The 14,981-nt window shown below is 64.9% G+C and carries 12 protein-coding genes and 1 pseudogene; all 13 read right to left on the bottom strand.

Going from position 1 to position 14,981, the window contains the following annotated elements:
* Positions 1-165: 165 nt before the first annotated feature.
* The 13 genes and pseudogenes from QCE64_RS14690 to QCE64_RS14630 all read right to left on the bottom strand — a co-directional run bounded on the left by QCE64_RS14690 (position 166) and on the right by QCE64_RS14630 (position 14,961).
* Complete coding sequence (locus QCE64_RS14690) at positions 166-1,098, bottom strand: MBL fold metallo-hydrolase (RefSeq protein ID WP_309932100.1); 933 nt, start codon at positions 1,096-1,098, stop codon at positions 166-168.
* 410 nt (positions 1,099-1,508) lie between these two features.
* Positions 1,509-2,465, bottom strand: a complete 957-nt coding sequence (locus tag QCE64_RS14685; RefSeq protein ID WP_309920925.1) for an AraC family transcriptional regulator — start codon at positions 2,463-2,465, stop codon at positions 1,509-1,511.
* Positions 2,466-2,484: 19 nt separating this feature from the next.
* Entirely contained in the window at positions 2,485-3,558 is a 1,074-nt protein-coding gene (locus tag QCE64_RS14680; protein WP_310004506.1) for a porin, read from the bottom strand.
* 123 nt (positions 3,559-3,681) lie between these two features.
* On the bottom strand, positions 3,682-4,023 hold the full coding sequence (locus QCE64_RS14675) for a c-type cytochrome (RefSeq protein WP_310004504.1): 342 nt from the start codon (positions 4,021-4,023) through the stop codon (positions 3,682-3,684).
* 43 nt (positions 4,024-4,066) lie between these two features.
* Entirely contained in the window at positions 4,067-6,268 is a 2,202-nt protein-coding gene (locus QCE64_RS14670) for a molybdopterin cofactor-binding domain-containing protein (protein WP_309920919.1), read from the bottom strand.
* The gene (locus QCE64_RS14665) at positions 6,249-6,692 is read right to left on the bottom strand and encodes a 2Fe-2S iron-sulfur cluster-binding protein (protein WP_309920916.1); all 444 of its coding nucleotides are present in this window, start codon (positions 6,690-6,692) and stop codon (positions 6,249-6,251) included. The genes QCE64_RS14670 and QCE64_RS14665 overlap by 20 nt, the downstream gene beginning before the upstream one ends.
* 374 nt (positions 6,693-7,066) lie before the next feature.
* The gene (locus QCE64_RS14660) at positions 7,067-8,470 is read right to left on the bottom strand and encodes an MFS transporter (protein ID WP_310004502.1); all 1,404 of its coding nucleotides are present in this window, start codon (positions 8,468-8,470) and stop codon (positions 7,067-7,069) included.
* Positions 8,454-9,106 (bottom strand): annotated as a pseudogene (locus QCE64_RS14655) (oxidoreductase C-terminal domain-containing protein). Before QCE64_RS14655 ends, QCE64_RS14660 begins: the two are co-directional and overlap by 17 nt.
* Positions 9,103-10,065 (bottom strand): VOC family protein, encoded by a 963-nt coding sequence (locus QCE64_RS14650; RefSeq protein WP_310004500.1) that lies wholly within the window; start codon positions 10,063-10,065, stop codon positions 9,103-9,105. Before QCE64_RS14650 ends, QCE64_RS14655 begins: the two are co-directional and overlap by 4 nt.
* Positions 10,066-10,084: 19 nt before the next feature.
* On the bottom strand, positions 10,085-11,590 hold the full coding sequence (locus tag QCE64_RS14645) for an aldehyde dehydrogenase (protein WP_310004498.1): 1,506 nt from the start codon (positions 11,588-11,590) through the stop codon (positions 10,085-10,087).
* Positions 11,591-11,662: 72 nt separating this feature from the next.
* Complete coding sequence (locus tag QCE64_RS14640) at positions 11,663-12,496, bottom strand: aspartate dehydrogenase (protein ID WP_310004496.1); 834 nt, start codon at positions 12,494-12,496, stop codon at positions 11,663-11,665.
* Positions 12,489-14,156 (bottom strand): thiamine pyrophosphate-binding protein, encoded by a 1,668-nt coding sequence (locus QCE64_RS14635; RefSeq protein ID WP_309920902.1) that lies wholly within the window; start codon positions 14,154-14,156, stop codon positions 12,489-12,491. The genes QCE64_RS14640 and QCE64_RS14635 overlap by 8 nt, the downstream gene beginning before the upstream one ends.
* The gene (locus QCE64_RS14630; protein WP_310005780.1) at positions 14,149-14,961 is read right to left on the bottom strand and encodes an SDR family oxidoreductase; all 813 of its coding nucleotides are present in this window, start codon (positions 14,959-14,961) and stop codon (positions 14,149-14,151) included. Before QCE64_RS14630 ends, QCE64_RS14635 begins: the two co-directional genes overlap by 8 nt.
* Positions 14,962-14,981: the final 20 nt, after the last annotated feature.

Here is a 14,981-nt window from a genome sequence, read left to right as displayed (position 1 = left end):
AAGCCCCTTGACGAACCAGTGGTTCGTCAAGGGGCTTCTGTGCCGGGTCCTCGGGCGGACATCATTGTCGGGCCGCGAGGGTGACTCAAGTCTAAAACGCTGAATTTTTGCTTGTCAACCTCGATCAAAAATCAGTGATGCACGTGAACGCGCGTGCAGCGTCGCTCAATAATCCCACAGCACCGGCACGAAGCGAAAGCCTTCACCGTTCTTCGCAACGTGTCCGATGGAAGGGAACGCGACATGCGCCGCGGCCAGCAAGGCGCCGGATTCGGCGGCTTCATCGAGCAACGCGATACGCACGTCCGCGGCTTTCTCGGGATCATGCTCGAAGCCGTTTTGCCAGGCGGGATGATCGAAGTTGACTTCGAAGATCGCGTCGCCGACGAAGGTCAGCTTCTCGCCGTTCGACGCGACATCCACCACGCAATGCCCCGGCGTGTGCCCACCCGTCACGCGTGCCGACACACCCGCTGCGACGTCCACGATCCGGTCGAAGAGCACGATGTTTTCGCTGTACAGCTTCACGAAAGTTGCAGCCGCTCGGCGCAGCGCGGGCGGTACCGATTCCGGCATGACCGTCCTGCTGAAGTCAGGATCTTTCCAGAACGCCACTTCCGCCGCCGCCACATGAATGCGCACGTCAGGACGCAGCTTGGCCTTCACGCCGTCGTTGTTCAGCCCGCCGACATGATCCATGTGCATGTGCGTGATCACGATATCGGTGATCGCCTTCAGGTCGATGCCCGCCGATTCGAGACGCATCACCGACTGACCCGCGCGCGAGAAGTATTCGAAGCCGTCGCCCACGCCCGAATCGATCAGGATCAGATGCTCGCCGCTGCGCACGAGCGCGATGTTCAACGCCCAGTCGAACCTGTCGCGCTGCAGGAAGCGGCTATCGAACCATGCGTTGCGGTCCGCCTCGCTCACGTTGGTGGACATCGTCGAGGTCGGCAGCGGCAGCACGCCATCGCTGATCAGCACGACATCGACGTCACCGATACGCACCGCATAGCGGGACGGCACGAGTTCGCCTGCATTCTTCCTGCCGAGGCTCGCGGTAACGGGCTGCACGTTGCGGGTAATCTGGCTCATGTTCGAGACTCCTTTCATCACGGGATATGCCGCACGAGGCGACGAATGTCGCGGGCCTGATCCGGCTCGCGTTTCGATCAACTGTGCGACAGAGTGTAGTGAGGAGAAGCGCGCGCCAGTAGCGTCGCGAAGGCCTACAGGATGTTGTCCTGGCGGCAATAATCGATGGTGCGGGAACGCTGCGCCGGCAGCGCGTATAACCATCAGGCAGCGGCGCTTATACAGGAATTTTGGGGCGTCATTCAAACGCCTCGCGACTTGTTTTCAAGTGGGTGCGTACCGGGTGCGCAACTGGACACGGCGTTCGCACCGAGCCTTGCGACGTCGCGTCGCAGCCCTTGCCCCCAGACGTTTGCTCCCGCCACGAGGCGTGGAGTTCGAGCGTCAGTCCGGCTTGCGGCGCCGCCTAACTACGGTCCATGTCGCAGTGATCGCGCCTCGCTGCGCGCATATTGTTTCGGCGCCATGCCGGACCAGCGCCGGAACGCACGAATAAAGGCCTTTTCCGAGGCATAGCCCACTCTCTCCGCGATCTCGATCAGCCTCTGCCGGGTGTGCCTGAGCGCATCACTCGCGAGATACATGCGGTACGACGTGAGATGACCGATCGGCGTTTCGCCGGCGAGTTCGACGAAACGCGCGCTGAAGCGCGAGCGCGACATGCCCGCCGCAGCCGCCAGCGACTCGACAGTCCAGTCACGCTCCGGATTCCGGTGCAGCAACGCGATGGCTTTGCCAATCTGCGGGTCCATGATGCCGCGCAACCAGCCGGTATGGCTGACCGCCGAACCCAAATGCGCGCGCAGCAATTGCACGAACAGCACGTCGGCGAGCCGCGCCGCCGCCACCGCCCAACCCGGCTGGCAGGACATCGATTCGCGGATGAAGGAAGAAAGTGTGCTCGCGAGCCAAGGGACCATGGCAGGATCGTTCGCGCGCACGTGAATGAGCGGCGGCAACACCGAGAAAAGCGGACAGCGCATGGCCTCGCGATATACCACGATACCCGTATATAGTTCGCTCACCGAGCCGCCGCCGCCCGCGCTGAAGCGCAGCGGCGTGTCGAAGCTGGGGCGTATGCCCTGGCTCGCCATCAGGTCGTCGAATGGCACGGGCCTGACCTCGGGCGACGACGCGAGCACGTGCTCGTGCCCATGCGGCAGCAGCAGGAAGTCACCAGGTTCGACGAGCACGGGCTCCATCCCTGCGACGATGACGTAGAACGGGCTGCCGAAGGCCGTTCTGAACATGGCGCCGTCGACAGCCGGCTTGCTGAGCGCAAACGGCGCGGTGAGCGAGAAGTACCCTGTGACCACGGCGTCGGCGCACAGGTCCGCGAGAATATCGCTCAACAAGTCGGTTGCCATCGCCTTCTCCGATCCGGGGCTAGAAGCGCCGCTCGATGCCTACCATCGCGCCGAACTGGTTCGCGCCCGTCTGTACCGCGCCCCCAGCCGCGATCGCGTTCGCCGCAAGCGGGCTGTTGAACATATAACTCACCGACGAATAAGCGGTGGTGCGCTTCGAGAGGGCGTAATTCACGCGCCCGACCAGCATCGTCGAATTCGAATCGTCGCGCAAGATGTAGCGCAGCGCCTGGCCGTCGCACCAGAGCGCGGGCGTGAAGAACCAGGTCGTCCCGAGGAAGAAGATATCGGATTGTGCATGCCTCTCTGCCGAGGTATTGCGCCGGATCCACCCGCCGCCCGCCTTGCCGCGGCTGTACTTCACATATGCGTCGACGATGACCCGCGTGTCTTTGTAGTCCGGGTTCACGAGCGGTGCCGCAGCGCCCGGGCCGCCGTTCATCACGTCGTACGACGCAGCCACCCCGCCCCACGTGCCATCGTAGGCGAGCATCGCCGTGTACTGGCGGCAGGCCACCGCGTCGCCCGGAATCTGGCCCGCGCAGTTCGTCGCGGAAGGCCCGGCAGGTCCTGCCGCGTCGCGGCCGAAGCTATAAGTGCCGCCTGCCGTCACGCCATGAAACTCCCCGAGATAGCCGATAGCGCTGTCGCTGCGCGCGTTTGGCAGATAGCCATCGAAGCTCGCCATCGAATGAATCGAGGGACCGATAACATCTGCGTTGAGCAGCGCGTACATCGACATGTTCATCTGGCGGCCGAGTGTGAACGAGCCGTAGTCGCCGCTCAGGCCCACATTGGCTTGGCGCCCGAAGAGCCGGCCGCCGTAGTTCAGCGCACCGCTGTCCGTTGCGAAGCCGTTTTCCAGGACGAAAAACGTCTTGAAGCCACCGCCTAGATCCTCGACGCCGCGCAGCCCGAAGCGCGACGGCATCTCGCCGGTAAGCGACGGCATGCCGACGAACGAGCCGCCTTTTGGCACGTTGTCGTAGTACTCGATGCCGGTATCGACGATACCGTAAAGTGTCACACTACTTTGGCCGCAGGCCAGACTCGCCGTACCGGTCAGTGCGGCTACCGCCCATAGCTTCTTCAATACCCACTCCAACTAAGTCGTGACAATTATCGATGCAATGTCCCACCTGCTTTGACCAGGAAGAGGCATCCGCTGCCGGCGATCCGCGCCCCACAGGTCGGGTCGCCCCCGGCCCGCCTTCGATCAATTCGTCCTGCTGCCTGCAAGAATCCACTGCACGACGGTTTGAGCGTCTGCGGTGCTGATCGGGTTCGGCGGCATGGGCACGGCGCCCCAGTTGCCCGAGCTGCCGTTCTGCACGTGAGTCACGAGTGTCGCGAGTGCGCCGGCATTGCCCTTGTAGCGGGCGGCCACGTCGCGGTATGCGGGACCAACGAGTTTCCTGTCGACGGCGTGACAACCGAAGCAGGCATGCTGGGTCGCGATCTGCTGGGCGCGCGCAACGTCGATCGCGGCTTCGGCGCGCGCGCCGGTTGCGCTCAGCACCGCTACCAACGGCACGATCAAGCTACGGATACGGATCATGTAAAACACCTCGTCAAAGGTTGAACGGAAGGGTTCCCTTGCCTCAGCCAAGTGGCTGTTCGAGCGGCATCGTGCGCAGGTGCTTGCCCGTCGCCTGAAACAGCGCGTCGGCAACGGCCGGCGCGACCGGCGGCAAGGCTACTTCACCGCAGCCTTGCGGCGGCCGGTCGCTTGCCACGATCACCACCTCGATCGTCGGCATCTCGGCGAGATACAGGAGCGGGTAGTTGGAAAAGTTGTCCTGCTCCACAGCGCCGCCCTTGAACGTGATCTCGCTCTTGAACGTGTTCGTCAGCGCGAAGCCAATGCCGCCCTCGACCATCTCGCGAATCAGCATGGGATTGACGGCGCGCCCGCAGTCGATGCCGCACACCACCCGTTCGAGTTTCGCGCGGCCCTCCACCATGCGCAGTTCCACGATCGTGGCGACATAGGTCGTGAACGCGCCGCCGCGCCCGGTGTAAAGGCAATAGGCAACGCCACGATGCACCCCCGCCGCCGGCTTGCCAGACCAGCCGGCCTTCGCGGCGGTCTGGTCGAGCACGCGCACGGCAAGCGGGTCGTGTTGCAGCATCGTCCGCCGGTACACGAGCGGGTCGATCCGCGCCGCGTGCGCGAGTTCGTTGACGAAGCTTTCGAGGAAGAACACGCTCGACGTACTGCCCACGCTGCGCATGAAGCTCACGGGAATCGGCTGGGTAACGTTGACCGAATCAACGAGCAGGTTCGGCACCGCGTAGCCGAGGTCGTACAGGCCATCGAGCATGGTTTCGTCCCAACCGCCCATCTTTTCGAAGTAGTCGCGCTTGATCGACCAATAGAGCGACTGCCCCACCACGCGCACGCGCATGGCTTGCGGATAACCGTCGGGACCAAGCGCCGCGCGCATGCGCGCCGAGACGCCTGGGCGATAAAAGCCGTGGCGAATGTCGTCTTCGCGCGAGCGGATAACCTTAACGGGTTTGCCCACGGCCTTCGACGCCACGGCCGCGTGAATCACGAAGTCCGGCAGGTACTTGCGCCCGAAGCTGCCCCCAAGGAAAGTCGTGTTCACGATCACCTTTTCCGCACGCACGCTGAAGATGGCGGCGAGCGTCCAGCGCACCTTGTCCTGCCCCTGAATCGGCCCCCATACCTCGATGTCGTGCTCGCGCACGTGCACGGTGGCATTCACGGGCTCCAGCGTCGCGTGCACGACATAGGGCGTGTGATAGTCCGCTTCGACCACGCGCGCCTGCGGCGCATCGAGATACGCCGCCGCGTCGCCGATTCGCGTGGCGACCGGCGCCCCGGTGGCGTTTAGCGCGGCCTTGCGCTGCGCGAGTATCGTCGCACTGTCGAAGGGTGCCGTGCCACCGTCGTCCCATTGCACGTCGACCGCGTCGCAGCCCTTCTTCGCCTGCCAGTACGACTGCGCGACCACGATCACGGCATCCTTCGCCTGCACCACCTCGACCACGCCCGGCATCGCGCGCACCGTATCGCGATTGCGCACGGCAACAGGCCTGCCGTTGAGCGTCGGCGCCATTTTCACGGCCCCGTTGAGCATGCCTGGGACGACCACGTCGACACCGAACCCTGCACGCCCGCTCACTTTCGCGGGCACGTCGAGTTTGTGCAGCGACGCGCCGATGAGCGTGTGCATCGATTCCGGCTTCAAACGCGGCTCCGCATCGAGCGGCAGCTTCGCTACGTCATCGAGCAATTCGCCGTAGGCGACCGCGCGGCCCGTTTGCAGCTGGATCACTCGGCCGCTCTTCGTCGTGCACTGCGTGGGCCGCACGCCGAGCCGATGCGCGCCGGCCTTCAGGAACGCCTCACGCACCTGCGCGCCGGCCACACGCAAGCGCGTGTAGAACATCGTCATCGACATCGAGGCGCCGACGAACTGCTGCGGCATTTCATTCGCTGCCGAAATACGGTAAGCGTCGCGCCCCGTCACGAACGCCACGCTCACCTGGCTCCAGTCGGCATCCATCTCGTCGACGAGCACTTGCGGCAGTCCCGTGTAGACGCCTTGCCCGACTTCCGCCTGGGACAGACCGATTATCGTTCGGCCGTCGGCGTCGATACGCACCCAGTCGTTGATCTCGTGAAAGCGCGAGGTTTCGCCGGCAGCTTCGGCGTGGGTGCTCCAAGCGAGCGGCAGCACGAGACTGCCTGCCACGGCAAAGCCTACCCTCAGGAAAGCGCGTCGGCCTTCGCTGCACGCGCCCTGATCGCACTCACGAATTCGCTGCGACATGAATGGCCTCGCGAATACGGTGATAGGTCGCACAGCGGCACAGGTTCGTCACGCCCTGGTCGATCTGCGCGTCGGTGGGGTGCGGATACTGGGTGAGCAGCGACGCAACGGCCATCACCATGCCCGACTGGCAATAGCCGCATTGCGGCACGTCCTGCTTGATCCATGCGGCCTGCACGGGATGCGTCACGCCGGGCGAAAGCCCTTCTATGGTGGTGATGCGGCGCCCCGCGACCACTGATACCGGGAGCACGCACGAGCGCGTCGCCTCGCCTTCCAGATGCACCGTGCACGCCCCGCACGCGCCGATGCCGCAACCGTACTTGGTGCCGGTCAGGCCGGCGGCCTCGCGAATCACCCAGAGCAGCGGCGTTTCTGGATCGCCGTCAAACTCGAAGGGGCGTCCGTTCAGTGTGAATTGCATGTCATCTCTCCCGGAAACATTGTCGGCCGAAGGCTCACTGCCGCCGAACGCGATGAGTGAAATTCTTGGGCCGGACCAAATGTTCGGCAATGGCATGCACACCCGATTAGGTTGCCGATCGTCTCGCAATGCGTCTTGCAGCGAGTAACCAGCAGAAGGGATTTGCTTTCCCTGAAACACTGTCATGCATGGTTTCACTGAATGCGACAGTCATATGGCCGCCGCATCATCCATACATGGCATTTTCTCGCTTGACGAAACATTGGAGAGACTCATGCACCTGTGGAGATTTCGGTTTCCCAATGAAAAACCTCACCCCGAACGGGCGCTCGTCGCGACGAGCGCCATCGGCATGGCCGAGAGCATCGGGTTCATCACGCTTCCAACTGCTCCAGCACCTTCCCCTTGGTCTCGATGCCGAGACAATGCACCGCGATAGCCGCAAGGAACGGCACGGCCGCGAGAACATAAAATGCAACATCGAGATTGCCGCCAACCATGGTTTTCGAAACGATGGCCGGCGCGAAGATCGCCGCCACCTTCAGCCACGCACCGCCCACACCACAGCCGAGCGCGCGAATACTCGTGGGATACAGCTCCGGCGTATAGACGTACGCGGTGATGAACCCGCACGCCAGCAAACCCAGCGCCAGCGCACAGAACGCCGCGACCACGAACACCGACATGGCGTGGCACACGCCCGCCATCACCAGTGATAGCGCGCACAAGACGAACGAAACGTTGATGATCGGCTTACGTCCCACCTTGTCGACGAGCAGCGCACAGATCAGCGACCCCAGCACGCCGAGTATCGACGCTGCCACCGCGAGATTGAGCGCAAGCTGCAACGGCGCGTGATAGACCGTGCGATAGATCGTGGGCAGCCAGGTCGAAAGTCCGTACTGGATGAAACCGCAGGTCATCCACAGCATCGCAACGGCGAGCGTGCGCCTGCGGTACGCCGGGCCAAACAGGTCCTTCACGCGACGCCTGGGGTGACGGCTGACGAGTGCTTCGAACGCCTCGGCCTGCGCAGGAGCCGAAAGTGCGCCCTTGACGGTGCGCTCGAAAGCGGTCACGGCCATGTCTGCATCATTCAGGCGACGTCGCTCGGCCAGCCAACGCGGCGACTCGGGCACGAGACGGCGCAGTACGAAGAACAGCACGAGCGGCAGTCCGCCGATGAAGTACATCGCCTGCCAGCCGAAGCGCGGCACGATCCACGCACCCAGCGCATTTGACGCGAGCAGCCCGATCGGGAACACAATTTCGAAAAGTAAAACGAACCGTCCACGGCCATGAGCACGGCTGATCTCATTGATATACGTTGCCGCCACGGGCAACTCGCCGCCGAGCCCGAAGCCCTGGATCACGCGCAGCGCTGCAAATGCGGCAAACGTAGGCGCAAAGCCGCAGGCAATGCTCGTCACGCCGATGATGCCGGAACTCCAGGCGATCGCACGCACGCGGCCATGCCGCTCGGCCACCCATGGAAACAGGAATGCGCCGAACAATTGCCCGACCGATCCCGAGGCGATCAAACACGCGATTTCCCATGGGCTCAGGTGCCACTTCTGGATGAGAATCGGCAGCGTCGCGGCAATCGCGATCACGTCGAAGCCATCAAAAAACGTTGCAAGGCCGACGAGGAGGCGCGCACGCACCTGCATTGCGTTGGCCGGCAAGCGTTCCAGCCGGGCAATGATCGAGCCGCGCGTATGCGGTTCGTCCACGGCGAGTCGGTTGCTCTGTCCCACGAATTCATCGATGCTTCCCATGCGTCTCATCCTTCCACATGTGTGTGCGCCATGCGAGCGCCTTGCTGGTGTCGGTCGAGATCGAGAGATCGACCGGGCGGCCTCGACTCATCCACTTGCGCCCAAGCTTCAGGTCGCGCGGCGCATCGATGGCGATATCGCCGGGCAGGGTGCCGTGCCTGACGAAGCGGAGCGCAGCGCGCTTCCAGCGAGGTTGACGCGTATGGCAAGCTGCGCGTCCGCCGGGAGGTCACCGGGAATCAGCGCGTTCACGTCGTACTGGCCGGAGCAGAACCACGGAATCCCGGCATATGCCACCTCCGGGCCCCGCACGGCCTCTGGCACGCCGCCGCACGCGAACACGCGCGGGTTGACCGTCGCGATGACGAGCCGGTCGTCCTCCACCTCGCGCCCCGAACGGGGCTTTACTCCACGCGCCGTGCGGTCGATCGAGGTCGCGCAATCGGGCTGCCACGTCTGGATGTCGAGCGTATCGACATCGCCCGCCAGCACCGCTCTCGGAAGCGGCGGCCGCTCGTCGGGCAAATCCGCTGCGCCGGCGACCATCACGAGGCGCCCTGCAAAGCCCTCCTTGCGCAGCGTCTCGACGACTGTACGCGACGCTTCGAAGGCGCCCTCGTCGAGTGAGCCGCTCATTGCTTACGCTGCGTCATGAACGCTCCGTGCGGTGAATCGGCGCTCTTCTGGCGGCGCGTATTGCCGTCGAGACCACCGTCCACGGCCCATTCCGCGAACACAGTGGGGCCCGGCTCGAAATCGCGCGGCTGCCACGCGGGTGTGAGCACGTCTTCGTCGGCGTAATACTCGATGAGGCCGCCCGCCGGGTTCATGAAGTTCCAGAAGTACGCCGACGACACCGGATGCCGGCCCGGGCCGAGTTGCGTGGTCCAACCGCAACGGCTGAGGTGCAGGCCGCCGCCGAACACTTCGTGAATGTCGCGCACGGTAAAGGCCACGTGGTTCAGCCCCTTCTTGCCGTCGGGCAGCGCGAGCAGGAACAGGTCATGATGGCCGCCGTGCGGCGCGCAGCGCATGAACGCGCCACGCTTCGGATAACGGTCCGAGGTCTCGAAACCAAGCAGTTCGTGATAGAACGCTTCCTGTTCGGCGAGGCAGTTCGTGAAGAACACGACGTGGCCCACTTCGACGGGCTCCGCACGCTCGTACACGGGCGAAGGCGTATCGACGCGCAGCGCCTGGCCCCACACGTTCGACGGCGAACCTTCGACGTCGAGTTCACGGCGACGCGTGACTTCGACGCGAACCGCCATGCCCGCCGGGTCGAAGCAGCCCACCGCGTCATCGGTTGTGTAAAAGCCGGGCTGGCAGGCGAGGAGCTCGCGCAGCGCCGCGAGCTCCTCGCGCCGCGCCACGCCCCACGTGACCTCGCGCAGCGTCGGACCGGCTTCGAACGCCTTCGGCAGCGACGGGTCGTTCGCGTCGACGGCGAGCACCGTGCAGCCGTTCAGCGTTTCGAAACGCGCACGTGTTTCGTCATGCGCAACGTCCTTCAAGCCCCAATCGACGAAAAAGCGCCGGCAGGTTTCGAAGTCCGTCACGCCGTAAGTAATCTGTTCGATGCCGAGAATCGTCATGTTCGTGGTTCCTGTCGGTTCAGGCATTTGCCCAGGGCAGCGGTGCGTCGTTCAAGCCCCAGTAAAGGGTCTTTTGCTGCATGTATTCGCGAATGCCGAGTCGGCCCTTCTCGCGGCCCATGCCGCTCTCCTTCCGGCCCGAGAACGGTGTGGCGATCGAAAACAGCTTGTAGGTGTTGATCCACACGGTGCCCGCTTCGAGCGCACGCGCGGTGCGCCAGGCGCGCTTGTAGTCGAGCGTCCAGATGCCGGCGGCGAGACCGAACACGCTGTCGTTGGCCTGCTCGACGAGCGAGGCTTCGTCATCGAACGCCAGCGCCACGAGCACCGGTCCGAAAATTTCTTCCTGGCAGATGCGCGCGCTGTTTTCGAGTCCTTCGATGATCGTCGGCTGGAAGAAGAAGCCCCTCTCGCGTCCGTCACCAACCGGGCGTTCGCCACCGCACAGCAAGCGGCCGCCCTCTTCGAGGCCGAGCGCCACGTAGCGCTCCACCGACTCACGGTGCTGCGCCGTGATGAGCGGCCCCATCTGCGTCTCGGGCCGCGAGGGGTCGCCTACGCGCAGCTTGCGCGCGCCCTCTGCGAGTCGCTTCATGAACGTGGCGTAGATGGGCCGCTGCACGAACAGGCGCGAGCCCGCAATGCACGCTTCGCCCGACGAACTGAAGATGCCGTATAGCACGCCGTTCACGGCGTGATCGAGATCCGCGTCTTCGAACACGATGGTCGGCGACTTGCCGCCCAGTTCGAGCGAGACCGGGATGAGTTTCTCCGCCGCAATGCGCGCAATGCCACGGCCAACTTCCGTGCCGCCCGTGAACGACACTTTCTTCACCAGCGGGTGGCGCACGAGTACGTCGCCGATCACCGAGCCCTTGCCCGGTAGCACGCTCAGCACGCCCTTGGGCACGCCGGCTTCCTCGCAGATGCGTGCGAGGGCGAGCGAAGCGAGCGGCGTCGGCTCGGCGGGCTTGAGCACCACCGAGTTGCCGCCCGCGAGCGCGGGGGCGAGCTTCTGCGCGTCGGAGGCAATGGGCGAATTCCAGGGCGTGATGGCCGCGATCACGCCGATCGGCTCGTACACGCTCATCGTCAGATAGTCGCCGCGCGAGGGCGTCAGTTCTTCGTCGAGCGTTTCGAGGCAGCCCGCGTAATAGCGGAACGTGCTCGCCGCGCTCGCCACCAGCGCGCGAGTCTCGCCAATCGGCTTGCCGTTGTCGCGCCGCTGCAGGTTCGCAAGCGCTTCGTGGCGCCGCGTAATGAGATCGGCAATGCGGTAGAGCACGAGCGCACGCTGATGCGGCTTGAGCCCGGCCCAGTCGGCGCGGCGCCAGGCGGCGTCGGCCGTGACCACGGCTTCGGCCGCGTCTTCGGCGCTCGCTGTCGACACCTCCAGGTTGAGCGACTGGTCGGCCGGATAGAGGCTCACATAAGGCGCGGCGCGCCCGCGCCGCCACTCGCCGCCGATCAGGATGTCGCCGTTGGGCACCAGATCGTGCACGTGGCTCGTATCGAATGAAGTCATTTCACAGGTCCTGGAATCTGTCTCTTCGCACGTGCCATTGCAGCGGCACGGCCCCGCATTACTGCGCCTCGTTCAGATCACGCAGCGTACCGCGCGGTTGCGCAGTGCGCGAATCGCGCTGTACGCGGTCAACGCCGAGGTTTTCGGGTTGTCGGGCAGCGGACGGCCGCACATTTCGAGCGACATCTCGCCAAACGCGCCGCGCGCGACGATGCGATGCACGTTGCGCTGCACCGCCGGATCGGCGATAAGGCGCACACGCGTTTCGTCCAGGCCGAGGCCCGCGAGCGCGATCGTCGCCGCCACGTTGGCGTTCTTCGGAAAGAGGCGCGCCGCCTCACGCGCACTGCCTTCGAAAACAATGTGTTCGCTCGTGAGCGTGCGCAGGTCGCATACGGCTTCGGCCGGTGTGTCGAGCCAGCCGAGCGGCGGCTTGCGGCTCGTGTACAGCACCTCGTCGAGCCCGCCCAACCGCGCCGCCGAAAGCGCGTCGATTCCGCCAATCGCGCCCGGCAGCAGCGTGAGCGTGGCGCGGCCTTCGTCGGCGGCAAGCGAGAGCCGCTCCAGCAGGTGAACGTCGGAGAGCGCGCCGATCGACGCCATCGCACAGTCGGTGCCCGACTTCAGTAGCGGTACCACGTGATCCTCGAGCGCGCCGTGACCCGCGCATTCGAGCGCGAACTGCGGTTTCGCAGAAAGCACATGCACGGACGACACGACTTCCACCGACGCATCGACAATGCCGCGAACCGCGGCCGCATACTGCGCAGGCACGATCACGTGCGAGACATGCACGAGCGGATCGGAGGCCACGGCCCGATAGACCGTCTGCCCGATCGCGCCAAAGCCGATCATCGCGACGTGGACAGGCGCGTGCCGCGATGCTTCCCAGTGGGCGTCATGCATGTTGCGACTCCTCCGCATCTTCCTTGCGCACCGGCGGGCCGGCGAATGCGGTCTCGAAGCTGCCCACGGTTTTCATGTCCACTTCGAGCAGCACCGGACCTTCGCATTCGAAGCCTTCGCGAATCAGGGCCTCGGCGTCATCGAGCGTAGAGACGCGCAAGTGCTTGAGCCCGAGGCTCGCGCAGAACTGCGCGAACTCCGGCTGATGCAGATCGACATACATGCGGCGGCCGCCGTACTGCGCGTCCTGAATGTTGCGGATCACGCCATAGCATTGGTCATTCATCAAAACGATCATGACGTTCGCTTTTTCCTGCACGGCCGTTGCCAGTTCGCCCACGTTGACCATCAGGCCGCCGTCGCCGACAAGGCACACCGTCTTCGGTGCCGAACCCGCCAGCGCCGCGCCAATCGCCATCTGCATGCCTTGGCCAATGCCGCCGCCAAGCGCATGCACGCCCGCGCGCGGCGTGAAGATCTTCAGCATGCGGTTGCCCCACGTGCTGTTCGAGATCGTCACGTCGCGAACCCAGTTGTAATCGCGGCCCACGACACGCTGCAGTGCGTCGACGAGACGGCGGTAAGGCCCGAGCCCCTTCGCCGTTTCGGCCACGGCCGTTTCGTGCGTGGCGGCGAGGTCGACGGCGAACTGCGGATCGACTTTCATGCGGCCTTCGAGCTTCGTTGCGAGCGCATCGAGTACCGCGACGGCGTCGCCGTGAACGAACAGCGCGTTGCAGTAGCCGCGGTTGTCGGCCAGCGCGTCGGCATCCACGCGATAAAGCGGTTGGGGCAAGGCGAGCATGTACTTGAGCGTTTCGTTGCCGCGCAGGCGCGAGCCCACCACGAGCATTGCGTCGCAAGTCCTGTAGAAGCGCTCGACCGGCTCGCTGACATTAAACGCACCGAGCGTGGCCGAATGATCTTCGGGCAGCACGCCACGGCCCTGCACGCTCGTCACCACGCCGAAGCCCAGCGCCACGAGACGCTCGACTGCCGCGCGCGCGTGACGCGCGCCGCCGCCGAGCCACAACAGCGGACGCCTCGCCTTGGCGAGCGCGTTCGCGAGTTCCTGCACGCGCGCGTCGTCGTGCGTGAGCGTAGTGAGGTGCGGCGCGGCGAGGTCGGCGGGCCACTCGACCCGTGCGGCCTGAATGTCGATGGGAATCTCTACGCTCACTGGGCCGCTCGGCGCGGTGCGCGCAACGCGCACGGCTTCGCGGATGGTCGGCAGCGCCGTGTCGACCGAACGCACGCGAAATGCGGCCTTCGAGATCGACTTGAGCATCGTGAGCTGGTCCGGAGCCTCGTGGATATAGGCGAGGTCCTGATCGAGATAATCGCTTTCGATCTGGCCGGTGATATGCAACAGCGCCGTGCCCGCGGTCAACGCTTCGACCATCGCGCCGGCCGCATTGCCCGCTGCCGTGCCGGTGCTCGTGAAGGCCATGCCGAGGGCGCCGGAAACGCGCGCGAGCCCGTCCGCCATGTTGACGGCGCCCGCTTCGCCGCGTGCGCCGACGTAGCGGATCTTGCCGCGCCGGCCGATCGCATCGAGGATCGGCATGTTATGGATCGAGATCACGCCGAACGCGGTCTTGACGCCACATTGTTCGAGAAAGGCGGCAATCAGCTCGCCGACGGTAGTGGTTTCAGACATGTCGCGCAACGCCTCCAGATACATCGATATGACTGCCCGTCGTGTAGGACGACAGCGCCGTCGCCAGATAAAAGAGCGCCTGGGCCGCTTCTTCGGGGCGACCGAAGCGGCCAAGCGGAATGTTCTTCTTGCGTGCGAGCTCGCGCGCCCAGTCGTCCCAGCTCTGGCCGGCGGCCTGCGCCTGTTCGTCCGCTTCATGGCGGCGGCGCCACTGGCCCGACTCGACGATGCCGATCAGGATCGAGTTCACACGAATCCGCTCGGGCGCGAGTTCGCTCGCGAGCGACTTGATGAGGCTCAGCACGCCGGCGCGCGCCGACGACGTCGCAACCATGTGCAACTCCGGCTGCAGCGCGAGCAGCGAATTCACGCAGACGATCGATGCGTTGCCGCTCGCCGCCGCGCGCAACATCGGCAGGAATGCGCGCGTGGGCCGGATGATGCTGAAGTACTTCAGTTCCAGTTCGTCGCGCCAGGCTTCGTCGCTGGTGTCGGCGAACGTCGAGATGCGGCCCTGGCCCGCGTTGTTCACAAGCATGTCGGTGCGGCCGAAGCGCGCCTGCACCGCGCTCGCGAAGGCGCTCACGTCGATCGCGTCGAGCACGTCGCAGCGCGCGACCAGCAATTGCGCCGCGGGAAAGCCATCGCGCAGGCCCCGCTCAGCGCGTTCGAGACGCGCGGCGTCGCGGCCGCAGATCGCGACCGAGGCGCCCGCCTGCAGAAAGAGTTCCGCCGTCGCGAGCCCGATGCCGGACGAACCGCCCGTCACCACCGCGACCTGACCGGTCAGGTCGAATCGAATCATCGGATCCCCAGGGCCTTCAT

The organism is Caballeronia sp. LZ043 (genome assembly GCF_031451075.1).
GTDB lineage: Bacteria > Pseudomonadota > Gammaproteobacteria > Burkholderiales > Burkholderiaceae > Caballeronia.
Note: the sequence above shows the minus strand (reverse complement) of the source record. Positions and strands in the feature narration are given on the sequence as shown.

What these genes read in the sequence shown, in the direction of transcription:
- QCE64_RS14690 (WP_309932100.1), bottom strand. Translation starts at nt 1,098, where the DNA reads ATGAGCCAGATTACCCGCAACGTGCAGCCCGTTACCGCGAGCCTCGGC.
- QCE64_RS14685 (WP_309920925.1), bottom strand. Translation starts at nt 2,465, where the DNA reads ATGGCAACCGACTTGTTGAGCGATATTCTCGCGGACCTGTGCGCCGAC.
- QCE64_RS14675 (WP_310004504.1), bottom strand. Translation starts at nt 4,023, where the DNA reads ATGATCCGTATCCGTAGCTTGATCGTGCCGTTGGTAGCGGTGCTGAGC.
- QCE64_RS14670 (WP_309920919.1), bottom strand. Translation starts at nt 6,268, where the DNA reads ATGTCGCAGCGAATTCGTGAGTGCGATCAGGGCGCGTGCAGCGAAGGC.
- QCE64_RS14665 (WP_309920916.1), bottom strand. Translation starts at nt 6,692, where the DNA reads ATGCAATTCACACTGAACGGACGCCCCTTCGAGTTTGACGGCGATCCA.
- QCE64_RS14660 (WP_310004502.1), bottom strand. Translation starts at nt 8,470, where the DNA reads ATGGGAAGCATCGATGAATTCGTGGGACAGAGCAACCGACTCGCCGTG.
- QCE64_RS14650 (WP_310004500.1), bottom strand. Translation starts at nt 10,065, where the DNA reads ATGACGATTCTCGGCATCGAACAGATTACTTACGGCGTGACGGACTTC.
- QCE64_RS14645 (WP_310004498.1), bottom strand. Translation starts at nt 11,590, where the DNA reads ATGACTTCATTCGATACGAGCCACGTGCACGATCTGGTGCCCAACGGC.
- QCE64_RS14640 (WP_310004496.1), bottom strand. Translation starts at nt 12,496, where the DNA reads ATGCATGACGCCCACTGGGAAGCATCGCGGCACGCGCCTGTCCACGTC.
- QCE64_RS14635 (WP_309920902.1), bottom strand. Translation starts at nt 14,156, where the DNA reads ATGTCTGAAACCACTACCGTCGGCGAGCTGATTGCCGCCTTTCTCGAA.
- QCE64_RS14630 (WP_310005780.1), bottom strand. Translation starts at nt 14,961, where the DNA reads ATGATTCGATTCGACCTGACCGGTCAGGTCGCGGTGGTGACGGGCGGT.